The following is a 22,281-nucleotide window of genomic DNA, read 5'->3' as shown; positions in this document are numbered from 1 at the left end:
GGTCACTGCTCCTTCGGGTCGGGTGTCTCGTCACCGTCCTGCTGGGCGGCGAGTGCCAAGGTGGCGGCCTCGGCCGCCGGGGTGCCTTCGCGACGTCGGGTGACCCAGCCCTCGACGTTGCGCTGCTGCGCCCGTGCCACCGCGAGCGCGCCGGGCGGCACGTCGCGGGTGATGACCGAGCCGGCCGCGGTGTACGCGCCGTCCCCGACGGTCACGGGGGCGATGAACATGGTGTCCGATCCGGTGCGCGCGTGCGAACCGATCACGGTCCGGTGCTTGCGCACGCCGTCGTAGTTGACGAAGACGGACGCGGCGCCGATGTTGCTCTGCTCGCCGATGGTGGCGTCGCCCACGTAGGTCAGGTGCGGCACCTTGCTGCCGTCGCCGATCTCGGAGTTCTTCACCTCGACGAACGTGCCGATCTTGCCGGCGGTGCCCAGCTTGGCACCCGGCCGCAGGTACGCGAAGGGGCCCACGCTGGCCCGCTCGCCGATCTCGGAGTCCGTGCCGTGCGTGCGGATGACCTTGGCCCCCGGGCCGACCACGCAGTTGCTCAGCGTGGTGTCCGGGCCGATGACCGCGCCCTCGTACACCGCGGTGCCGGCCCGCAGCTGCACGTTGGGCTCGATGAGCACGTCGCGGGCCAGCGCGACGTCGGCGTCCAGCCAGACGCTGGACGGGTCGATCATCGTGACGCCGGCTCGCATCCAGTTCTCGACCAGCCGCCGGTTGAACTCGGCGCCCAGCCGGGCCAGCTGCACCCGGTCGTTGACCCCCTCGACCAGCCACTCGTCGGCGCAGATCAGGGCCCCGACCGGCCGGCCGTCGCCGCGGGCGATGGCCAGCACGTCGGTCAGGTACTGCTCGCCCTGCGCGTTGTCGGTGGTCAGCCGGGACAGCCCGTCCCGCAGCACCGCGGTGTCGAAGACGTAGATGCCGGAGTTGATCTCGGTGATGGCCGCCTGCTCGGGCGTGGCGTCCTTCTGCTCGACGATCGAGACCACCTGGCCGTCGGCGTCGCGCACGATGCGGCCGTAGCCGTGCGGCTCGGGCACGACGGCGGTGAGCACCGTCACCGCGTTGCCGGCCGAGTGGTGCTCGGCCAGCAGCTGGGCCAGCGTGTCGCCGTCCAGCAGCGGCACGTCGCCGTAGGTGACGACGGTGGTGCCGGTCTCCACCTCGGGCAGGGCGGCCAGCGCGCAGCCCACGGCGTGCCCGGTGCCGCGCTGTTCCTCCTGCACCGCAACAGTGATCTTGCGGTCGATGTCGCCGGACAACGCGTCCAGGTGCTCGGCGACGGCCTGACGGCCGTGCCCGACGACCACGACGAGGTGGTCGGGATCCACGCCTACAGCGGCCCGCACGGGTGTTCGACGAGTGCGCGGCCGGCGATCCGGTGCAGCACCTTCGGTGTCGCCGAGCGCATCCGGGTTCCCTCACCCGCCGCGAGCACGATGGTGCTGACCTGTCCGCCCTGAGGCATGGACCTGCTCCCTAGGAGTCGACGCCTTGGATGACGACGATCCTACGGTGCGCCCTCCACTGCCACGGCCGAGCGGCTGTTGGCCTCACTCACAGTGTCCCCGGCCACGGCCGCGACACCGTTGCCGCCGCCGCGCTTGGCCAGATACATCGCGGCGTCGGCCCGGGCCAGCGCCTGCGCGGCGCTCTCCTGCGGACGCAGCGAGATGACGCCGATGGACAGCGTCACACCGCGGGACAGGTCCATGGGCAGCCGGGCCACGGCGTCCACGGCCCGGCCCAGCGCCGCCTCGGCCGCGCTCAGCGGGGCCCCGGGCAGCAGCACCACGAACTCGTCGCCGCCGTAGCGGGCCACCATGTCGTCGCCGCGGACGGCGCTGCGCAGCGTGCTGGCGACCACCCGCAGCACGTCGTCGCCCTCGGCGTGCGAGGCGCGGTCATTCACGCCCTTGAAGCCGTCCAGGTCGACCAGGGCGACGGCCAGCGGCTGCTCGCCGGGCTGGGCGACCAGGGCCTCCAGGCGGTCGTCGAGGGCGCGGCGGTTGGGCAGGCCGGTCAGCGGGTCCTGGAGTGCCTGCTGCGAGATCGCGCCGTGCTCACGGGACAGGCGCTCGTGCTCGCGGCGGGTCTGCAGGCTGGTGACCTTGGACTCGCCCATCTGCCACATCTCGTGCTCGAGCTCGGTGGCGTACTGCTCAAGGGCGTTGGCGCCGATCTCGGTCTGCTCCGAGCCCGACAGGCGGGCGAACTCCCGCATCAGGCACAGCCGCAGCGTGTTCTCGGTGGTGTCGTTGAGCAGCCGGTCGGCCGCGTTGGCCAGCACGTGGATCGCCTCGGAGAAGCGGTCCTCGCGTTCGAGGCAGCGGGCGAAGGCGATGGACACCATGATCAGTTCACGGGGCGAGGCCGCCCGGTCGGTCAGCGCCTGCAGCCGGTCGATGTGCTCGGCGCCGGGCCGGGCCAGCGCGTGCGCGGCCCCGACCACGGGCAGCTGGTCGGCCGCCGGGGCCTCGGACAGCCGGGTCGGCTGCGAGTTGCGCCAGGGCACCTCGGCCGCGGCGGCGATGGCCGAGGCCGTGAGGAACTTCTCCGCCGCCTTGTCGTACTGGCCGACCCGCTCCAGCCGCAGGCCCCAGCCCAGCAGCAGACGGGTCTGGTTGATCATGTGCTCGGCGATCTCGTACGGTCCGCCGTCGCCGCGGATGGCCGTGCCGGCCCGGTTGAACACACCGGCCGCGATCTCGTACACGCCCAGCTGGCTCAGCAGCTGGCCGATGTCGACCAGCACGCCTGACAGCAGGCGGGTCCACGACCGGACGCCGATCAGGGTGTCCGGGGTGAGGTCCTCGTCCAGGATGGCCAGCGCGCGGGCGGCCGAGGTGAGCGCCTCGTCCTCGTAACCGCCGAGGAAGAACCGACGTCCGCGCAGGGCGTGCGCCCCCGCCTCCATCACGGTCAGGCCGTGCCGGCGGGTGTGCGCGATCATCTCGTCGAGCAGGGGATCGGTCTCGTTGGGCGAGTGCGCCCCGGACAACCGCACCAGGCAGCTGGTCCGCAGGACCTGGGCGACCATGCGCGGCTCGCCGCGGCGCTGCGCCTCGGCCAGCAGGCGGTCGGCCTCGGCCACCGCCGTGTCCGAGGTGCCCTCGACGTCGCCGCCCGAGGACATCGCCAGCTCGCGGGCGCGCCCGACCAACCAGGCGTCCGACATCTCGGCCAGCGCCGGGGCGCTGTCCTCGTGCTGTGCGACCGTGTCCTCGTGCAGCTTCGACTCCTTCTCGGTTGCTCCGCTGCCAGGATTCGAACCTGAACCATTGGAACCAAAATCCAAGGTGCTGCCGTTACACCACAGCGGACCGGGGCAGTGCTTGCCTCCATGTTGTCATGTCTCACCTCGTCAGGTCAGGGCGACCACCCAAGAAGTCCCTGAGATGACGCTCGTAGCCGTCCGGGTCCACGTTCCAGGCCGCGGTGTGCTCCGCCTTGGGCACTTCGACGTACGTGATGGGCCAGCCGAGGCCGCCCGCGGCGGCGGCCAGGTCGCGTGAGGCCTGCACAGGAACGGTGGTGTCCAGCGAGCCGTGGAACAGCAGCGTCGGCGGCTTGTGCGCGGGCGGCGAGTCGATCAGCTCCATCCGGCCGAAGTCGATGCCGCTGCGCCAGCCCGACACCAGTTCCGCGTCCCACGTCAGCAGGCCGGTCAGCGGCAGGCCGCGGTCCTGCGCCTGCAGCACCAGCGTCTTTCCCCAGCTCACGGCGGGCGCGTCCAGCACGACGGAGTCGACCTCGCCGGCCAGCGGCGACTGCGTCATCAGCTGCTCGACGATCGCGCCGCCCATCGACCAGCCGTAGAGCACGAAGCGCTTGGCGCCGTGGGCCGAGCCGTACTTCATGGCCGACTCCACGTCCCGCCACTCGGAATCGCCCAGGTGGAAGAAGCCGTCGGGGGACGGGGGCGCGCCGGCGTCGTTGCGATACGTGACGGACAGCACGGTCAGGCCCAGCTTGTGCAACGGCGGGATGGCCCGCAGCGTCTCCTCACGGGTGCCGCCGCGGCCGTGGACGGCGATCACCCAGGTGTCGTTGCCGGGGACCAGCCAGGCCGGCATCGGCCCCAGTTCCGTGGGGACGTCGACGGTGCTGAAGTCCTGGCCCAGTGCGGATTTCGGGTCGCCCGGCCACATCTGCGGGTTGAGCCGGACATGCGTGCCGGCCGGCGGCGCCTGACCCTTGAGGAGGCGGCGCTCAACCTTGTTGTCACGGTCGCTGAGCACCTCGCCGACCTGGGCGTAGCCGCCGTCCCAGAGCAACGCCCACTGCCCGGCGTCTGTGGTGTCGCTCGCTTTTTGCAGTGCGACGGAACTCACACCGTTCACGGACGTTGGGCCGAGTGACACATCCGGATAGCCGGGTCGCGCCTGCGCCGGATCGAGCAGCTGGCCGCTGTAGAACCAGCCGATCCCCGCTAGCGCGAGCACGGCGACGACCAGCACGATCGGCACGGTGACGAGGGTGATCCGGAGGGCCCTGTGGCGGCGAACACCTTGCGTGGACACGGAGAAGTCAACCGCCTGTCGATCCTGTGAAGATGCCTACAACGTCCATGTGCGGGCTGGTATTCCCGGCCGACACAACCTACGCTTGCGTAAGTTACGGTGCCGTAGGCGAGGTTCGCCTAAGTCAACCAAATTAATCTGACCGCGAGGTGTCACGGTATGACCACAGCCCTGGAGAAGCCAAGGGAAACGGCCGGCGGGGGGCCGAAGCCGATGTTCGAAGGCCAGAGTGGCGGACTCGAACAGGCCCTCATCTACATCTTCACCATCGTGCCATTCGTCGCGTTGGTCGCCGCCGTTCCCCTGGCCTGGGGCTGGGGTCTGACGTGGATCGACATCGCGCTCGCCGCGGTGTTCTTCTGCATCAGCGGCATGGGCGTCACGGTGGGTTACCACCGCTACTTCACGCACGGCTCCTTCAAGGCCAAGCGCGGCCTGCGCGTCGGGCTGGCCATCGCCGGCAGCATGTCGCTGCAGGGCTCCGTGATCAAGTGGGTCGCCGACCACCGGCGCCACCACGCCTTCTCCGACCGTGAGGGCGACCCGCACTCGCCGTGGCTGTTCGGCACCGGCCCGATCGCCCTGGCCCGCGGCTTCTGGCACGCGCACATGGGCTGGCTCTACGAGCGCGACCTCACCAACCGTGACCGTTTCGCCCCCGACCTCGTCGCCGACGACGACCTCCAGCGGGTCGACAAGCTGTTCCCCGTGTGGACCGTCGTCAGCCTGCTCGCGCCGGCCGCGCTCGGCGGCCTCATCAGCTGGTCCTGGTGGGGCGCGCTGACCGCCTTCTTCTGGGCCGGCCTGGTCCGGGTGGCCGTGCTGCACCACGTGACGTGGTCGGTCAACTCCATCTGCCACATGATCGGCGAGCGGCCCTTCGCCGCCCGCGACAAGTCCGCCAACTTCTGGCCGCTGGCGATCCTGTCCTTCGGCGAGTCGTGGCACAACCTGCACCACGCCGACCCCACCTCCGCCCGCCACGGCGTGCAGCGCGGTCAGATCGACATCTCCGCCCGCACCATCTGGCTGTTCGAGAAGCTCGGCTGGGCCTGGAACGTGCGGTGGCCGAGCCCCCAGCGCCTGGCCAGGATCAGCGCTGCCGACTAGGTGACATATCGTGGCTGGCCATGGCCGCCCGCCGCAGGACACGTGACAGCAGGGGCGACGCGAACGGCGTCGCCCCTGTGACCCGTGTGCGGATGACCGGCAAAGAGCGCCGGCAGCAGCTGCTCGACGTGGCCCGCGAGCTCTTCGCCGAGAAGGGCTTCGACGGCACCTCCATCGAGGAGATCGCCCACCGTGCCGGCGTGTCCAAGCCCGTCGTGTACGAGCACTTCGGCGGCAAGGAAGGCGTCTACGCCGTCGTCGTCGACCGGGAGATGCAGTACCTGCTCGACTCCGTCGTCGCCGTCCTCGGCGACGGCGACGGCCACCCCCGCGAGCTCCTCGAGCGCGCCGCCCGAGCCCTCCTCAACTACATCGAGGGCTCCAGCGACGGCTTCCGCATCCTGGTCCGCGACTCCCCCGTCGCCAGCGCCACCGGCACCTTCTCCAGCCTCTTGAACGACATCGCCTCCCAGGTCGAGCACATCCTGGGCCTGCACTTCGACGCCCGCGGCTACGACCCCAAGCTCGCCGGCCTCTACGCCCAGGCCCTGGTCGGCATGGTCGCCCTGACCGGCCAGTGGTGGCTGGAGGTCCGCAAGCCCAAGAAGGACGAGGTCGCCGCCCACCTGGTCAACCTGGCGTGGAACGGCCTGTCCCACCTGGAAGGCAAGCCCCGGTTGCGGTCTCGGTAGTCAAGCCGACAGCCGTTACTCCAGTAGTGCGTTGGAGTAACGGCCGTGAACTGGGCGCGCCTTACATGTCGCAGGCGATAACTGGGGCCGGAAAGGGCATTTCAGCCGACAAAGTCCTCGAACTCGTACCTACCCAAGCGGGATAGACGTCCGCCCACTTCTTGCCAAGTGCTGCCTTCAGTGCGTTCGATTGCAGACTTGATGGCGATCAATATACGGGACACCTGAGGTGAGTCTACGATAACGAGCGGCCGCCCCAAGACTACGCCCTCGCGAGCGACCTTGTCTTTCAATGCTTCGGGAGTGCAAACGATGAACTGAACCGACTCCTCACCCGGGCCGTCGTTCGGGCCGACGATCGCTTGCAGCAGGAACGAAAAATTGTCCGGATCTGCAGGGTTGTAGGAATCGAGCTCCACATCTGGGCTGATGAACCTTCGTACCTGTGCCTTCATCGCGCGTCCGTAATGTCGAGGTGAGCGTCAGCTTGCCACTCGTTGGAAGGGATATTGTGCCATTCGAAGTTTGCCTGGTATCCCGGGCCGCCGAACCGGGCGGGGCGGTTGGGCTTGAATGATGGTGGGCGGTACTGACGTAGGGCGTTGGAACTCACCAGGGTCCTTCCATCGCTGGCAACTGTGTAGTTGGGACCCACCCAGGCCTTGCCCATCGCATCCGCTTCGGCCTGGGTGCCGGATCCAATGCCTGAAAACCCCTTTTCGTTGGCGGCGTCTCTGAGCATGCCTGCCATCTGCATTTCTCGCTCAGGCGAGATGATGCACGCTTCTTCGTCGTTGTGCACCAGCAATGGCGTGGTGCCCGCCTCGACATCGTACGCGTGCAAGCCGTCGACGGTAAATTGTAGGTCGTGATGCTTGAACTGAACTCCCAGCTTGACAAAACGGTAGCGGTGACGCTGCCGCCGGTCTCCAGCTGGTCGCCTCGCTTGAGACTGACGGCGGCAGTCCAGATGTGCTTGGTCCTGTCCCAGAACAGGTGATGGGCGGTGACGGTGATGGTCTTCGGACCGTTGGGCGTTGCCACTGACAGGCTGGTGAAGTCCCGGTCGGTGTCGGTCACATGGAGGGCGGTCACCGTGTGCTGCTGAGATGCAGTGCTTTCGGGATCGGCGTTGGTGATCTTGTCGCCGACCTTGACGTCTTGGATGGGTTTCGTGGTGCCGTCGGCCATGAGCACGCCGGTGCCGGCGGCGAAGCTGTTGCAGCCGTCGAGGCTCTCCTCGAAGGCCTCGCCGGTCTCCGCGGCCTCCGATTCCGTGGCGGCGATGGCCAGGCCCTCCTCGGCCTCGGCCGCGACGCCTCCGATCGCGGCGGCGGCCGCACCGACCAGTGCCTCGGCGAGGGGGCCGACGACGGCGGAGAGGGCGAGGCCGAGCAGCAGGGTCAGGGTCTCCTTCCAGCTGGGCACGTAGAGCAGGCCGGACTTCTGAGCGGCGCCGCAGAAGTCGGAGTTGGCCTCGTTGATCCCGCTGGAGCACTGGGCGTTGGCCCAGTCCTGGATGGCCCGCCCGTACTCGCCGTCCTTGTAGGTGACACCGTTGAGCATCTGCTTCTTGAGGGCGTCGAAGGTTGGTATCCGACGGCCGGCGAAGTAAGGCTGCTTGTTGGTGTCCTTGTTCTGGCCGCTGAGGAAGCGGCCGAGGTCGGCGAGACCGGGGTTGGAGACGTCTCCAGAGTCGCAGCCGTCGCAGTAGTGGGTCGTTGGCGCGGTGTTGCCGCAGGCCGGGTTGGAGACGGAGCAGCCGGGCCCGTGGTTGTCGCCGCTGCCGCCGTATTCACAACCGTCGCAGAACAGGCCGGACGGGTCGCTGCCGGTGACGGGGTCGTTGCCGGCGTAGTCGTACCCGTTCATCTGGCTGGGACTGTTGTCCTCGAACACCGGGTCGGCGGAGAGGAAGCGGCCGTTGGCGGGGTTGTACTCCCGGGCCCCGAGGTTGACGAGCTGGGTGGTGGGGTCGGGGGTGCCGCCGACGTAGCCCTTGTCGCCGGGCCACGCGGCGGGCGGGGTGCCGCGGGTGCCGCCGAAGGGGGTGAACTGCCGACGGGTGACGGTGTCGCTGCCGGCGTCGATGGTGAGCTGGTCGGTGCCCTGTCGGTCGGGCACGAGGATCTGGGGATTGGTGTTGAGGGTGGTCCGCACGGCGACGGTGGGCGGGGTGTCCGGCCACGCCGCCGGACGGCCCGGCACTGGACACCAGTCGCAGCTTCACGGTGTCCGCATGGGTGAACCCGAGCTCGTTGCCGGGCACCAACGCGACCGTGTTGGCCGAGGACGGTCAGCACAGCAGTGCGTTCTTCCTGTTCTACAACCCGGCCTCGAAGTGCTGGAATTTCGCGGTGTCGCCGACGGACACACCGACCGCCACCCTGCCGTGCGTGATCGCGCCCGACCAGGCGGCCACCAACACCTGGACCCATCTGGTGGGTGTTTACGACGCCGTGGCGATGACCGAGAGCCTCTATGTGAACGGGAAGTTCATCAACCTGGTCCGCAATGTGTCGTCGTTCGCCGCCACCGGGCCGCTGACCATCGGGCGACAGCGGTGGAGGGATGCCGACGCAGGCTTCTTGCCCGGCAAGATCAGTGACGCACAGGCGTGGAACTACGCCCTGACGCCGACGCAGGTCTCGGCGTTGTACCAGCGGATCAACTGATCACCTGATCGCACAGAAGGCCCCGGAGCTTCGGCTCCGGGGCCTTCTGTGTCAGATCCGGTAGTCGCTGTCGAGGGCGTCGGTGATGAACATGTGACCGGGTGCGTGGGTGATGGCGAACGGGGGCTTGGAGGCCATGACGGCGGCCTGCGGGGTAACGCCGCAGGCCCAGAAGACGGGGACCTCGCCGGGGTGAAGGTCGGCGGGGACACCGAAATCGGGGTGTTGGAGGTCGGAGATGCCGAGCGCCGAGGGATCCCCGACGTGCACCGGTGCCCCGTGTACGGCGGGCATCAGGCGGGTCACGTCGACGGCGGCGGGGACGAGCTCCGACGGGATGGGGCGCATGGAGACGACGAGCGGACCGCGGAGGCGAGGGGTGGGGCGGCAAGGGCGGTTGGTGATGTACATGGGGACGTTGGTGCCGCGGAGGGGAATGTTGGCGGCCAGCAAGGCCGACTCGAAGGTGAAGCTGCAGCCGATGAGCACGGCGACGAGGTCGTCACGCCAGAACGGGGTGGCGTCGGGGCATTCGGTGTGGAGGGAGCCGTCGACCCAGACGCGGTAGGAGGGCAGGTCGGTGCGGAGGTCGGCGCCGGGGGCGAGGGCGGTGCGGGGAACGCCGGCGTCGGTGACGTCGAGGACGGGGCAGGGCTTGGGGTTGCGCTGGGCGAAGAGCAGCACGTCGTAGGCCCAGTCGACGGGCACGGCGATGAGGTTGGCCTGGGTGTGGCCGGGGGCCAGGCCGGCGGTGGGCGTGACGAGGCCGGAACGGAAGCGCGCACGGGCGTCAGCAGCGGTCACGGATTCAGGGTAGCGATGTAGTATGCGCGCATATAGTATGCGTGCATGACAACTTACGAGTTCGAGCACACGGTGACGACCACGGCGACGCCGGCGGCGGTGTGGGCGAAGTGGAGCGACCCGGCGGACTGGCCGAGCTGGGACGAGGGGCTGGCGAAGGTGACGCTGGACGGCGAGTTCGTCCAAGGGGCGAGAGGGGAGCTGACGGTGGCGGGCCGGCCGCCGCTGGGGTACGTGCTGACGGAGGTGAGGCCGGGTGAAGGGTTCACCGACGAGACGGAGATGCCGGGCGGGGTGCTGCGGTTCGTGCACCGGATCGAGCCGGCGGGCGACGGCCGCTGGCTGCTCACGCATCGGCTGGAGATCGACGGCGACGACGAGCTGGCAGCGATGGGACCGATGATCACGGAGGACTTTCCCGACGCGGTCGGGGCACTGGCGAGAATGTGCGAATGAACGACGAGCCGCGGTCCCGCTGGACCGGCCCCGGGCGCAGCCCCGGCTTCCTGCTCTGGCGGGTGACGCTGGCGTGGCAGCGGGCGATGCGCGCGGCGCTGGCCCCGCACGACCTCACCCACGTGCAGTTCGTGCTGCTGGCCACGTCATGGTGGCTGGGGGATCACGAGGAGTCGCCGACCCAGCAGCGTCTGGCCGAGCAGGCCGGCACCGACACGATGATGACCAGCCAGGTGGTCCGCAAGCTGGCCGACCGCGGCCTGCTCAACCGCACGCCGGACCCCCGGGACGCCCGGGCGCTGCGCATAGTGGTCACGCCGGACGGACGTGAGGTGCTGGCGGCGGCGCTGCGGGATGTGGAGCGGGCCGACGCCGAGTACTTCGCCGGTGTGGACGACCGCTTCGTCGCCGGCCTGGCCCGACTGCTGCGTTAGGGATACGGCTTTTCCTTGGGGCGCAACGCCTCTGCGCGGTCGACCTGTCCGGAGCGGACCAGGGAGCGGATCTCGTGCGCCAATGCGGTGACGTCGGTGATCGAGTCGATCCACTCGTCGACGTAACGCCGGAGCGCCTCGTCTTTGAGTCCGATCTGGATCGCGCGGTACGACTGGGTCTGCATCCGCACGTCCCGGTCGGGATCCCATTGCACGCGAACGGGACTGGCCTTGAGCTGCCGGCGCCACTCGTCCTGGCTGGCATGCGCACCGGAGTGCGAGCTCAGGACGGCGTTGCGGACGGCCCAGTCGAAGCCGTCACGTCGGATCCGAATGGCCAACACCCGTTCCTGCCCGGGTGATGTCGCCCACTCGGATCGGTGCATCATCCACAGGAAGGACGGCTTGATCCAGGTCATGCGAGTCCGGCTGAACGGCGGCACGAAGGCGTTCGCGGCCAGGGCGGCGTCGGCGATGGCCGGGTTGTACGCCTGGTACACGGTGATGAGCCGCTCGTTATAGGCGGCGTTGATCGTATTCATCTCCTACCCACCATAGGGCTCAAAGCCAAACGATTTCCCGCCCAGGCAGACGAAACCGGCGGCGGCGGCGAGGTCCTGGGGGCTGCGGTCACGCAAGGAGGCCTGGGCGGCGGCGAGGGCGGACGGGGCGGGGAGGCCGGCGAGCAGCTGGCGGTGGAAGGCGGTCATCAGCGGGGCGGTCTCGAGATCGGGAATCGGGACCACGGAAGCGATGAGCGTGGCGGTGCCGCGCGAGAGGAAGGTGGCGGACAGGCCGAGGAGCTCGTCGCCGGTGCACACCAGGGATCGCCCGATGTCGCACGAAGCGAGCACAACGGTGTGCGGAACCTGCTGGGCCCGTTCGAGATCGTGCACGACCAGCGGCCCGTCGTGCAGCCGGAGGCTGGAGAACAGGGGATTGTCCAAGGCCAGGCGGCCATGCGCGGCCAGGTGGGCGACGCCGCAGCTGCGGAGGAGCCCGAGCACACGGTCGACGGTGGCGTCCAACCAAGGTGTGACGCCGTAGAGTGAAGCGACGGCGATGGCTTCCGAACGAGCGCCGGAAAGGCCGGGCCCGGCGACAACGGCGACACCGGGCCGGGTGTCGAATCGTGTTGACTGCCAAAGGGTTGCCGACGGCGACACGGTCACCGGGAGCCCGATGCGGCTGGGCAGCACCGACCACGGCAGGTCGTGCAACGGCCCGGTCGGCACCACGACCAGCGGCCGATCGTCCACACGGAATGGTCCCAGCAGAAGATTGTCCAGCCGTGCGGCGGCATCCTCCAACAAGGCCAGCGCGGCCGGCGACGGCCGCCGGGCCAGTCGGTGCAGGGCGAACGGCAGCCGCTCGACCAAGCCGGCGACGTCGGCCACCGACCCGAGCGGAACCAGTGAGGAAACACCGTCGACCACGCCGATGCCGAGCAGCTGACCGTCGAGCTGGACGAACTCCACCAGAGCGCTCGGACCGAGATCCAGCTCAGCCAGCGAAACCGGCTCCACGACACGGAAATCGCCGCCTCGGTGCAGCCGCACATGATCCCGGATCCGACGCTCTAACCCGACCTGCCGCTGCGCATGGCGAGCACCGCGGACGACGCTGCGCAGCTGGGCCAACAGATCGGCCAACACGGGATCGTCCGGCGGCAGCACGGGCTGGTGCACCAGGCGCCGACTCCGCTCCGCCCACGAGAAAACCTGCGCCACCCGGCCGTCCCGCAACGCCGCCCGCAGGCCGAGCTCGGCCAGCTCCGCCCGATGCACGGCCGAATACGCACGGAGATCCGTTGCCCCCAAAGACATGCTGTACTCGTCCAACACCCGCAGCCCATGCCGCAGCGCCCGCGACGACCCGGCCGCGTCGCCGGAACGCTGCCGCAGCAACGCCTCCGCGTACCAACCCCGGGCCCGAAGACCGGCCGGCCCACGGCGACGAGCCTGGGCGGCCTCGCCCAGCAACTCCGCGTCGTCCAGCACCAAAGCCGCCGCCAGCCGAGCCTCCAGGGCGGCGGCGGGCCAACCGGAACGCACCAAGGCCGCCACCATGTCCCGCATCCCGCGCCGCGAAACGGAAAGGCCGAGCGCCAGCGACGACCGTACGACGATCAACCGCGCCAACTCCGCCCACTCGGTGCGCTGCTGCCGCAGGAACTGCCGCCGGGCCCGCCGGGCCTGCGTCAACGCCGTCGGCCAGTCGCGGGCCAGCAACGCCGCCTGTGCCTGCAACACCAACGCCCCCGGCAGTAGCAGCCCTCGCCGCTCAAGGGAGAACGCATGCACGGCCTGTTCCGCCGCCTCCTGCGCCTCCGACGCCGAACCGACCGCCAACAACAGCTCGCCCCGGTCCACGAACACCGGCCCCAGCTGCCCGCCCTCGGCGCCGATCGCCCGCTCCGCGCGGTCGAGATGCGCCAGCGCGGCCGGCACGTCGCCACGCAGCGTCTCCATGAAGCCGAGGTTCTCGGCGATGATGCCGGTCGCCAGGTGCCGGCCGAGTTTGCGGGCCAGCTGATCGGCAGCCGTCAGGTCGGCCTCGGCTGCGCCGAACGAGTGACGTTCGGTGTGGAGGATGCCGCGGTTGACGAGAGTGCGTTGCAGATTCAGCAAATCACCCGTACGGCGCAGCAGCGGCACCGCGACCTGGTACTCGGAGTGCGCCTCGGACAGCCGCCCGAGCTGGTGCAGCATGTCCGCCCGCTGGGCGCGGGCCCGCGCCCGACCGGGCCCGTCAAGATCGGGTACGGCCAGGTCGATCTCCCGGAGCGCCGGCCCCGGCCGACCCTGCTGCAACAGCGCCGCCGCCAGCAGAATCCGGCTCTCCGCCGCCAGTTCCGCCCGTGCGGAAACGGCGATCGACCTCCGCAGATGCACCGCCGCGGCCACCACGTCCCCGGACTGGAGCAGCGACCGTCCCCACGCCCGCTCGGCGATCGACAGCGCCTCCGTGTCGCCGTCACGACGGGCCCGCAGCACCGCCGCCGCGCACGCCGGCCCGGCGCGTCCGGCGGCCCGGTCGGCCAGCCGCAGCGCCTCCTCGGCCACCGCGAGCGCGGTACCGCTGTTCACACCAAAGAGGATGAACCCGTCACACCCGTCCCGAAAATGCGATTAACCGGGATGTATCACGGGTGCCGCCGGCGGCTCGGTGATGCATGAGGAGGGGACAACCTATGGACGAGCTGATCGTCGACAGCCGGCACTGCGACGAGGTCGTGGAGCTGCTGACCGACCGGTTGCACGTGCTGCCCGCCGACCACCACCGCGACTCGGACGACACCACCGACCTGACCCTCATCGGGCCGCTCGAACTCGATGACTACGTTCCGGCCGCCCGCGTGAGTTACTCCGACGAGACCGACCTGACCGGCGTAGACCTGCTCTTCTACGACGTGGGCCGCCGGTTCGCCGACCGGCACGGGTTCGTGCCGGTGCTCGACCGCAACAGCGACGACGTGTACGGCAACCCGCAGCACAAGTCGGTCGGACCGGCCTATCCCGCCTATCCGGTGCCGATCCCGGAGACCACCGACGGGCAGGGCGTGCACATCGGCGTGATCGACACGGCTCCGACGCACCACAGCGACCTGCCATCGAGCCACGTGCTGGCCGACACCTACTACGTCCCGGACGAGCACGCGACCCTCTGGGCCGGCCACGGCACGTTCGTCGCCGGCATCATCCGGCAGCACGCACCGGCCGCGATCATCCACATGCGTGCCGGGCTGGCATCGGACAGTGGCCGGTGCAGCCGTTGGCAGCTGGTCAAAGACATCGGCGCCTTCGCCGGCGACGACATCCAGATCCTCAACCTGTCGCTGGGTTTCGAGACGGCCGACCATGCGGTGCCGTCGTCGATCGCCCGTGCGCTGTCCCGGCTGCGGCCGGAGGTGCTCGTGGTCGCGGCCGCCGGCAACGATCACACCGACCGGGTCTGGCCGGGTGCCTTCGGCTCCGTGATCGATGTGGGCTCGACCGGCGGCCCGAGCTTCGCCTGGATCAACGCCGCAGCTCCCGGGAACGATGTCCGCAGCGCTTTCCTGCACGCCGCGATCGACGGCACCTCGTTCGGGGGCTACGCGTCCTGGCGCGGCACTTCATTCGCGGCCGCCTTCGTCAGCGGCTCCGTCGCGGCCCGGATGTCCACCGCCGGTGTGGCCGCCTCGGACGCGTATCGGCTGCTGCTGAACGACCCCGACTCGATGGTGGCGGCGCTGCATGCCTGACGTCGCCGAGTTGGTCCTGCGGGCCAGGCGCGGCGAGCAGGCCGCGTGGGACGAGATCGTGGAACGGTTCGCGCCGCTCGTGTGGGCCGTGTGCCGGCGTTACAACCTGTCGGCCGCCGACACCGACGACGTCAACGCCACCGTGTGGCTCCGGCTCGTCGAACGCCTCAACACCCTGCGGGAGGCCGCCGCACTGCCCGGCTGGATCGCCACCACCACCCGCAACGAGTGTCTGCATCTGTTGCGGGACAAGAAGAAGCAGATCAGCGTCGAGGACATCGACGGGCCCGACGAGCGGCCCGAGCTCGACGCGTGGCTGCTCATGCAGGAGCGGCACATCGCGCTGCGGGTGGCCTTCCGCGAGCTCTCGGAGCGCTGCCGGCAGCTGCTCAACCTGCTGTTCGCCGAGGAAACCGTCCGCTACGCCACGATCTCCGCCCAGATCGGCGTCCCGGTCGGCAGTATCGGGCCCAGCCGCATGCGGTGCCTCGACACCCTCCGCGGCAACCCCGCGCTGGCCGCATTCGAGGAGGAGTCGTGACCGGTTTCTGGGACGGCGACGACCAGCTGCTGGCCGACCTCGCCGAGGCCGTCCTCGCCGCCCGCGAGGTGCCCCTGCGCCTGGTCGATGCCGGCAAGGCCGCCTTCGCGTGGCACACCGTCGACGCCGAACTGGCCGCGCTGGCCTTCGACTCCGACGTCGAGCCCGCCGCCATGCGGGCCGAGACCGCCGCCCTGCGGGCCATGACCTTCGTGGCCAGCCACGCCACGATCGAGGTCGAGGTCACCGCCGACGCCCTGCTCGGCCAGGTCGCCCCGCCCCGCTCCGGCGAGCTCCTGGTCCGCCAGGCCGACGGCCTCGTCCGCACGGTCCAGGTCGACGCCCTCGGCTGGTTCACGATCCGCCCCCGCCCCACCGGCCTGTTCCGCTTGGAGCTGACCCAGTCCACCGGGCCGCGCGTCCTCACGGCCTGGACCTCGCTGTAAACCGTGCCACTGCCCACCCCGGCCCCTGCTAACGTCGAAGGAGGGGCGATAGATCCCCGTATATCGCGCTGACCAGGGGTTATGCACCACGGCAGGTTCTTGTCGGGGCGGCGGCCTAGGCTGAACAGCGTGTCGAGGTGCATTCAAGGGGGACTGTCGAAGTGACCCAGCCCGGCCGACTGTCCGGTCTGCTGACCGCCGTGCTCGCGGACAAGTCGCTGCGTGAGGCGCTGGGGGCGGTGGAGCAACCACGCCTGGAGCTGGAGGGCCCGCCGGCCGGGCGGCCGCTGCTGGTGGCGGCGTTGGCCACGGAGCGCCCGGTGCTGGCGATCACGGCGACGGGCCGCGAGGCGGACGAGCTGGCGGCGATCGCCAAGGACCTGCTCGGCCCGGACGCGGTGGAGCTGTTCCCGTCCTGGGAGACGCTGCCGCACGAACGGTTGTCGCCGCGGGCGGACACCGTGGGCCGGCGGCTGGAAGTGCTGCGGAGGCTGGCGCATCCGGAGGAGCATCCGGCGGGCGGGATCAAGGTGATCGTCGCGACGATCCGCAGCCTGATCCAGCCGATGGCCCCGCAGCTGGGCGAGCTGGCCCCGGTGCACCTGGAGATCGGCGCGGAGCACGACTTCCTCCAGCTGGTGGAGCGCCTGGCCGAGCTGGCCTACGTCCGCGTGGACATGGTGGAGAAGCGCGGCGAGTTCGCGGTCCGTGGCGGCATTCTCGACGTCTTCCCGCCGACCTCGGAGCACCCCGGTCCGGGTGGAGTTCTGGGGGCGACGAGGTGAGCGAGATCCGGCCGTTCTCGGTGGCCGACCAGCGCTCGCTGCCGGGGAGATCCAGGCCTTCACGGCCCCGCCGTGCCGGGAGCTGCTGCTCACCGACGACGTCAAGGCCAGGGCGGCGGAGCTGGCCGCGGACCACCAGGCCGACGCGCAACTGGCGGAGATGCTGGACAAGCTGTCCAACGGCATCGCCGTGGAGGGCATGGAGGCCCTGATCCCGGCGCTGTGCCAGGGCGAGCTCCAGCTGCTCACGGAGGTCGTGCCCGAGGGCACGATCGTGCTGGTCAACGACCCGGAGAAGATCCGCACCCGGGCCCAGGACCTGGTCCGCACGGGCCAGGAGTTCCTTGAGGCCTCGTGGATGGCGGCGGCCAGCGGCGGCAAGGCCCCGATCGACCTGGGGGCCTCGGCCTATCGCGCGCTCGCGGACGTCGCGACGACCACAGTGGACAGTGGTCGCGCCTGGTGGACGCTGAGCCAGTTGACCTCGGACGCGGAAGGCGTGCTGCGCCTGGACGTGGCGCCGGTGGAGGCCTACCGCGGCGACGTGGACCGGGCCTTCGCGGACCTGCGGGCCCACACGGCGACCGGCGGCACGGCGCTGCTCATCGTGCCGGGAACCGGTACGGCGCAACGGGCCGTGGAGCAGATGTCCGATGCGGAGGTGCCCGCGCGCCTGGCCGAGAACGGCCTGTTCGACGCCCCGGAGCCGGGTGTCGTCACGGTCGCCCGCGGCTCGATGGAGGACGGCTTCCTGGCCGGCGGCCTCGGCCTCGTCGTCCTCACGGAGACGGACCTGACCGGCGGCCGCGGCGGCACGTCCACGCGGGACATGCGCAAGATGCCGTCCCGCCGCCGCAACGCCGTGGACCCGCTGGCCCTCAAGCCCGGCGACTACGTGGTGCACGAGCAGCACGGCATCGGCCGCTACGTGGAGATGGTGCAGCGCACGGTCGCCGGCGCCACCCGCGAGTACCTGGTGCTGGAGTACGCGGCCAGCAAGCGCGGCCAGCCCGGCGACCGCCTGTTCGTGCCGACCGACCAGCTCGACGAGGTCTCCCGCTACGTCGGCGGCGAGCTGCCCACGCTGAACAAGCTCGGCGGCTCGGACTGGAAGAACACCAAGGCCAAGGCCAAGAAGGCGGTCAAGCAGATCGCCGCCGAGCTGGTGCAGCTCTATGCCGCCCGCCAGTCCGCCCCCGGCCACGCCTTCGGCCAGGACACGCCGTGGCAGCGCGAGCTGGAGGACGCCTTCCCCTTCACCGAGACGGCCGACCAGCTGGCCGCCATCGACGAGGTCAAGGGCGACATGGAGCGCGCGGTCCCGATGGACCGGGTGATCTGCGGCGACGTCGGCTACGGCAAGACGGAGATCGCGGTCCGGGCGGCGTTCAAGGCGGTGCAGGACGGCAAGCAGGTGGCCGTGCTGGTGCCGACCACGCTGCTGGCCCAGCAGCACCTCAACACGTTCAGCGAGCGCATGCGGCAGTTCCCGGTCAACGTCAAGGGACTGTCCCGGTTCACCGACCCGATGGAGTCGGAGAAGGTCGTGGCCGGACTGGCCGACGGCGAGGTCGACATCGTCATCGGCACGCACCGCCTGCTGCAGACCGGCTTGCGCTACAAGGACCTCGGCCTGGTCATCGTGGACGAGGAGCAGCGCTTCGGCGTCGAGCACAAGGAGCACATCAAGGCGCTGCGCACGCACGTCGACGTGCTGACCATGTCGGCGACGCCGATCCCGCGCACGCTGGAGATGAGCCTGGCCGGCATCCGCGAGATGTCGACCATCCTCACCCCGCCCGAGGAGCGGCACCCGATCCTCACCTACGTCGGCGCCTACGACGACAAGCAGGTCGGCGCGGCCATCCGCCGCGAGCTGCTGCGCGACGGCCAGGTCTTCTTCGTGCACAACCGGGTGTCCTCGATCGAGCGGGCGGCCCGCCGGATCCGCGAGCTGGTGCCGGAGGCCCGCATCGCCACTGCGCACGGCCAGATGAACGAGGACCGCCTAGAGAAGATCATCGAGGGTTTCTGGGAGCGCGAGTTCGACGTCCTGGTCTGCACCACGATCGTCGAGACCGGTCTGGACATCTCCAACGCCAACACGCTGATCGTGGAGCGCGGCGACCTGCTCGGCCTGGCCCAGCTGCACCAGCTGCGCGGCCGCGTCGGCCGGGCCCGGGAACGCGGCTACGCCTACTTCCTGTACCCGCCGGACGGCACGCTGACCGAGACCGCGCACGACCGGCTGGCCACCATCGCGCAGAACACCGAGCTGGGCGCCGGCATGGCCGTGGCCATGAAGGACTTGGAGATCCGCGGCGCCGGCAACATCCTCGGCGCCGAGCAGTCCGGCCACATCGCCGGCGTCGGCTTCGACCTCTATGTGCGGCTGGTCGGCGAGGCGGTCGAGGCGTTCCGCAAGCACGCCGGCGCGCCGTCCGAGGACGACGCCGAGGAGATGGCCGAGGTCCGTGTCGACCTGCCCGTCGACGCGCACATCCCGCACGACTACGTGCCGGGTGAGCGGCTGCGGCTGGAGGCGTACCGCAAGATCGCGGCGGCCTTCGACGAGACCACGCTGACGGCGGTCAGGGAGGAGCTCCAGGACCGCTACGGCCAGCCGCCGGCCCCGGTGGAGCGGCTGCTGGCGGTGGCGAGGTTCCGCCAGACCTGCCGCCAGCACGGCGTGACCGAGGTGGCCACGCAGTCCAGCTCGATCCGGTTCGCGCCGATGGAGCTGATGGATTCCCAGCTGGTGCGGTTGAAGCGGCTGTACCCGAAGGCCCTGTACAAGCCGACCACGCACACCGTGTCGGTGCCGCGGCCGACCGAGGGCCCGGCCGGCGGCCGGATCGGCGCGCCGCCGCTGCGGGACACCGAGCTGCTGGACTGGTGCGCCCACTTCGTGGAGACCTTGCTCGGAAAACCCAAGCCGGTAGCCGCTGGTTGAGATCATCTTCGCTGTGAGAGAGTGCGCACTGTGACGATCGCCATTCGCCGTCCCATCGCAGTTCTCGCCGCGTGCGCCGCTGTCGGCGCCCTGGTCACCGGCTGTGGTGCCGGCCCGGGTGGCGGTGACATCGGCGCCGCGGCAGTGATCGGCGGCACGACGATCCCCCTCGACGTCGTCCAGCAGAACATCACCAACGTGCTGGTCGACAGCGCCGACGCGCGCAAGATGCAGCAGCAGAAGCCGAGCACCTTCCCGCAGATCGCCCGGACGATCGTGGGCCTGTCGGTGCTGCACGAGGCGACCAGCCAGCTGGCCGCCAAGTCCGGCATCAAGATCGACCAGGCCCAGGTGGACCAGGTGTACGGCCCGGCCACCGCGGCCGGCAAGGGACTGGGCCTGAGCCAGACCGCCGACGTCCAGGCCAAGGGCCCGCTGCTGCGTGACTACATCGGCGACGAGATGGTGTGGAGCAAGCTCGGGGCCAAGCAGGTCAAGACCGCGCTGGCCACCGTGGACTACGCGCAGGTCGCGGACCGCAACGCCGCCCAGGCGCTGGTGAACAAGGTCGTCGCGCACCCCGAGGACGACAAGAAGCTGTTCTCGGCCACCGCCGGCGCGGCCGTCGACGCCGCCGCGACGCCGGCGGGCGTGCCCAAGGACCTGGTCCTGCTGTTCGCCGCCAACGCCGGCGAGGTCGTCGCCTTCCCGATGCAGTCCGAGAACGCGTGGGCGGTCATCTACGTCAAGAAGCGCGTGGACAACGCCGGCGACACCACCGGCGGCCAGGACACCAGCCAGCTCGCCGAGACCTTCGGCCAGTTGGAGGCGTTCCGCTTCGCCCAGCAGGCCGGCCTGACCCTGAACCCGCGCTTCGGCGTGTGGGAGCCGCTGCTCGGCCAGATCTCGCCCAGCGACGGCGAGTCCTCGACCATCTCGGCGCCGGTGCGGAACCCGAAGTCGTGACCGCTGTTGTCGTCCTGCTCAGCCCGCGCCTGCCCGGCGTGCTGCCGGCGGCGGCGCTGCCGGCGCTGCGGGCCGCGACCGAGGTGTGGGCGGGCAAGGACGTGCCGGAGCAGCTGCGGCAGTCCCTCGGGGCCCACGAGCTGACGGCCGACGAGCTGACCGACGACGCGGTCCTGATCGCCACCGACGCCACCGAGCCGGCCGCGGCCGCGCTGCTGGCGGCCGGGGCGACCCGGATCGACACCCCGGAGCCGGTGGGCTCGGCCCTGCTGGACGCGGCGTCGGTGATGGACCGGCTGCGCTCGCCCGGCGGCTGCCCGTGGGATGCGGAGCAGACGCACGAGTCGCTGCGGCAGTACCTGGTCGAGGAGACCTACGAGCTGCTGGAGGCGATCGAGGACGGCGACCGTGCGGCGCTGCGCGAGGAGCTCGGCGACGTGCTGCTCCAGGTGCTGTTCCACGCCCGCGTGGCCGCCGAGAGCGGCGACGACCCGTTCGACATCGACAACGTGGCCGGCGACCTGGTGGACAAGCTGGTCGGACGGCATCCGCACGTGTTCGCCACCGAGGAGGAGGGCTTCGAACTCGACCGGCACGACCGGCGGTGGGAGGAGCTCAAGCAGGCCGAGAAGAAGCGCGCGTCCAGCGTGGACGGCGTGGCGCTCGGCCAGCCCGCGGTGTCGCTGGCGGCCAAGCTGACCCAGCGCGTCGCCCGCGTCGGCCTGCCGGTGGACCTGCTGCCCTCGGGCGACGACACCGGCGCGACGTTGTTCGGCGTCACCGCCGTGGCCAAGCTGACCGGCGAGGATCCCGAGAGCGAGCTGCGGGGCGTGGCCCGGCAGTTCGAGCGGGACGTGCGGGCCGCGGAGCTGTCGGCCAAGGCCGCCGGACTGGACCCGACGCGGCTGACCGCGGACGACTGGCGCCGGCACTGGCCGCCGCGTCACTCTCCTTTGGCCACGTAGCCTGGGTGACATGGCCTACTCGACCCCACCGCGCTCGCAGGCCGAGTCGCCATACCCACCTCCGCCGCCGCCCCCGCGCAAGGGCCGCGGCGGCGAGATCTTCGGCAAGGTCTTCCTGATCGCGCTGGTGCTCCTGCTGGGCGCCGGCGCGATCTATGCCGTCAACTGGCTGAGCCATCCCGGCCCGCCCGCGCCGACGGGGCCGACCGGGCCGCCGCCGTTCCGGGTGCCGCCGCTGGACGTGGCCAAGAACTCCGCGATCCCCGGCCCGGCCACCCCGCCGCCGGCCGCGCAGACCGCGGCGCCCAAGGAGAACCTCCAGGGCTGGCTCACCCGCGTCGCCTACTACAGCGACGTGCCGGAGCGGGTGCTCACCGCCTACGCCCACGCCGATCTGGCCTACCAGGCCAAGAACCCGTCCTGCCACGTCACCTGGGCCACGCTGGCCGGCGTCGGGCGGGTCGAGTCCAAGCACGGCCGCTACGGCGGCGCCAGCGTGCTGGACAGCGGCGAGGAGTCCCGGCCGATCATCGGCCCCGCGCTGGACGGCAGCCCCGGCTTCCTGGCCGTGCCGGACACCGACAAGGGCGCGCTGGACGGCGACACCAAGTGGGACCACGCCGTCGGCCCCATGCAGTTCGCGCCGGCCACCTGGCACCGCTGGGGCGTG

The 22,281-nt window shown here is 70.5% G+C and carries 19 protein-coding genes, 1 tRNA gene and 2 pseudogenes; 13 read left to right on the top strand and 9 right to left on the bottom strand.

Going from position 1 to position 22,281, the window contains the following annotated elements; translation table 11 throughout:
- Positions 1–2: 2 nt before the first annotated feature.
- The 4 genes and pseudogenes from glmU to KUTG_RS22480 all read right to left on the bottom strand — a co-directional run bounded on the left by glmU (position 3) and on the right by KUTG_RS22480 (position 4,484).
- A pseudogene (gene glmU, locus KUTG_RS22495) lies at positions 3–1,483 on the bottom strand (bifunctional UDP-N-acetylglucosamine diphosphorylase/glucosamine-1-phosphate N-acetyltransferase GlmU).
- Between the two features lie 42 nt (positions 1,484–1,525).
- On the bottom strand, positions 1,526–3,193 hold the full coding sequence (locus KUTG_RS22490) for a GGDEF domain-containing protein (protein ID WP_043719330.1): 1,668 nt from the start codon (positions 3,191–3,193) through the stop codon (positions 1,526–1,528).
- A 74-nt stretch (positions 3,194–3,267) separates the two neighbouring features.
- Positions 3,268–3,338, bottom strand: a tRNA-Gln gene (locus KUTG_RS22485).
- Between the two features lie 33 nt (positions 3,339–3,371).
- Positions 3,372–4,484 carry an alpha/beta hydrolase family protein gene (locus KUTG_RS22480; RefSeq protein ID WP_063753742.1) on the bottom strand — a complete coding sequence of 371 codons (1,113 nt, stop codon included), beginning with the start codon at positions 4,482–4,484 and terminating at the stop codon, positions 3,372–3,374.
- A 213-nt stretch (positions 4,485–4,697) separates the two neighbouring features.
- On the opposite strand from KUTG_RS22480, the gene KUTG_RS22475 reads away from it, so the two are divergent.
- Together KUTG_RS22475 and KUTG_RS22470 are read left to right on the top strand one after the other, a co-directional pair.
- Positions 4,698–5,648, top strand: a complete 951-nt coding sequence (locus tag KUTG_RS22475; RefSeq protein WP_043719325.1) for an acyl-CoA desaturase — start codon at positions 4,698–4,700, stop codon at positions 5,646–5,648.
- 92 nt (positions 5,649–5,740) lie between these two features.
- On the top strand, positions 5,741–6,340 hold the full coding sequence (locus KUTG_RS22470) for a TetR/AcrR family transcriptional regulator (RefSeq protein ID WP_043719323.1): 600 nt from the start codon (positions 5,741–5,743) through the stop codon (positions 6,338–6,340).
- Positions 6,341–6,441: 101 nt separating this feature from the next.
- Here the strand turns inward: KUTG_RS22470 and KUTG_RS22465 are convergent, their stop codons facing one another.
- A complete protein-coding gene (locus tag KUTG_RS22465) occupies positions 6,442–6,795 on the bottom strand; it encodes an Imm8 family immunity protein (protein WP_084579667.1) in 354 nt (117 codons plus the stop codon).
- Positions 6,796–6,949: 154 nt separating this feature from the next.
- A complete protein-coding gene (locus tag KUTG_RS22460; RefSeq protein ID WP_043719319.1) occupies positions 6,950–8,548 on the bottom strand; it encodes an RHS repeat-associated core domain-containing protein in 1,599 nt (532 codons plus the stop codon).
- 23 nt (positions 8,549–8,571) lie between these two features.
- On the opposite strand from KUTG_RS22460, the gene KUTG_RS22455 reads away from it, so the two are divergent.
- Complete coding sequence (locus tag KUTG_RS22455) at positions 8,572–9,015, top strand: LamG domain-containing protein (RefSeq protein WP_198047277.1); 444 nt, start codon at positions 8,572–8,574, stop codon at positions 9,013–9,015.
- 51 nt (positions 9,016–9,066) lie between these two features.
- On the opposite strand, the gene KUTG_RS22450 is transcribed toward KUTG_RS22455, so the two are convergent.
- Positions 9,067–9,819 carry a putative hydro-lyase gene (locus tag KUTG_RS22450; RefSeq protein ID WP_198047276.1) on the bottom strand — a complete coding sequence of 251 codons (753 nt, stop codon included), beginning with the start codon at positions 9,817–9,819 and terminating at the stop codon, positions 9,067–9,069.
- A 45-nt stretch (positions 9,820–9,864) separates the two neighbouring features.
- Here KUTG_RS22450 and KUTG_RS58830 point away from each other — a divergent pair, with 45 nt between their 5' ends.
- Both KUTG_RS58830 and KUTG_RS22440 read left to right on the top strand, forming a co-directional pair.
- Positions 9,865–10,275, top strand: a complete 411-nt coding sequence (locus KUTG_RS58830) for an SRPBCC family protein (protein WP_043730271.1) — start codon at positions 9,865–9,867, stop codon at positions 10,273–10,275.
- Positions 10,272–10,709: a MarR family winged helix-turn-helix transcriptional regulator gene (locus tag KUTG_RS22440; protein WP_043719314.1), complete on the top strand. Its 438-nt coding sequence runs from the start codon at positions 10,272–10,274 to the stop codon at positions 10,707–10,709. The genes KUTG_RS58830 and KUTG_RS22440 overlap by 4 nt, the downstream gene beginning before the upstream one ends.
- Here the strand turns inward: KUTG_RS22440 and KUTG_RS22435 are convergent.
- Entirely contained in the window at positions 10,706–11,251 is a 546-nt protein-coding gene (locus tag KUTG_RS22435; RefSeq protein ID WP_043719312.1) for a DUF4291 domain-containing protein, read from the bottom strand. The genes KUTG_RS22440 and KUTG_RS22435 overlap by 4 nt on opposite strands.
- 3 nt (positions 11,252–11,254) lie before the next feature.
- Entirely contained in the window at positions 11,255–13,798 is a 2,544-nt protein-coding gene (locus KUTG_RS22430) for a CHAT domain-containing protein (protein ID WP_052395230.1), read from the bottom strand.
- A 104-nt stretch (positions 13,799–13,902) separates the two neighbouring features.
- On the opposite strand from KUTG_RS22430, the gene KUTG_RS22425 reads away from it, so the two are divergent.
- The 8 genes and pseudogenes from KUTG_RS22425 to KUTG_RS22395 form a co-directional block, all read left to right on the top strand.
- Positions 13,903–14,955, top strand: coding sequence for a S8 family serine peptidase (locus KUTG_RS22425; protein ID WP_043719310.1), 1,053 nt, complete (start codon positions 13,903–13,905; stop codon positions 14,953–14,955).
- Positions 14,948–15,496 (top strand): RNA polymerase sigma factor, encoded by a 549-nt coding sequence (locus tag KUTG_RS22420; RefSeq protein WP_043719309.1) that lies wholly within the window; start codon positions 14,948–14,950, stop codon positions 15,494–15,496. The genes KUTG_RS22425 and KUTG_RS22420 overlap by 8 nt, the downstream gene beginning before the upstream one ends.
- Positions 15,493–15,942: a hypothetical protein gene (locus KUTG_RS22415; RefSeq protein WP_052395228.1), complete on the top strand. Its 450-nt coding sequence runs from the start codon at positions 15,493–15,495 to the stop codon at positions 15,940–15,942. Before KUTG_RS22420 ends, KUTG_RS22415 begins: the two co-directional genes overlap by 4 nt.
- Before the next feature lie 161 nt (positions 15,943–16,103).
- Entirely contained in the window at positions 16,104–16,727 is a 624-nt protein-coding gene (locus tag KUTG_RS63830) for a hypothetical protein (protein WP_232240895.1), read from the top strand.
- Positions 16,702–19,680: a transcription-repair coupling factor gene (mfd, locus tag KUTG_RS22410; protein ID WP_232240894.1), complete on the top strand. Its 2,979-nt coding sequence runs from the start codon at positions 16,702–16,704 to the stop codon at positions 19,678–19,680. The genes KUTG_RS63830 and mfd overlap by 26 nt, the downstream gene beginning before the upstream one ends.
- Before the next feature lie 30 nt (positions 19,681–19,710).
- Positions 19,711–20,646 carry a hypothetical protein gene (locus tag KUTG_RS22405; protein ID WP_043719307.1) on the top strand — a complete coding sequence of 312 codons (936 nt, stop codon included), beginning with the start codon at positions 19,711–19,713 and terminating at the stop codon, positions 20,644–20,646.
- Positions 20,643–21,611, top strand: coding sequence for a nucleoside triphosphate pyrophosphohydrolase (locus KUTG_RS22400; RefSeq protein WP_043719306.1), 969 nt, complete (start codon positions 20,643–20,645; stop codon positions 21,609–21,611). Before KUTG_RS22405 ends, KUTG_RS22400 begins: the two co-directional genes overlap by 4 nt.
- A 10-nt stretch (positions 21,612–21,621) precedes the next feature.
- Positions 21,622–22,281, top strand: a pseudogene (locus KUTG_RS22395) (lytic murein transglycosylase); the annotation flags it as partial.

The organism is Kutzneria sp. 744 (assembly GCF_000568255.1).
Taxonomy (GTDB): Bacteria; Actinomycetota; Actinomycetes; order Mycobacteriales; family Pseudonocardiaceae; genus Kutzneria.
The sequence above is the reverse complement of the archived record's forward strand: the minus strand, read 5'-3'. Positions and strand labels throughout refer to the sequence as shown.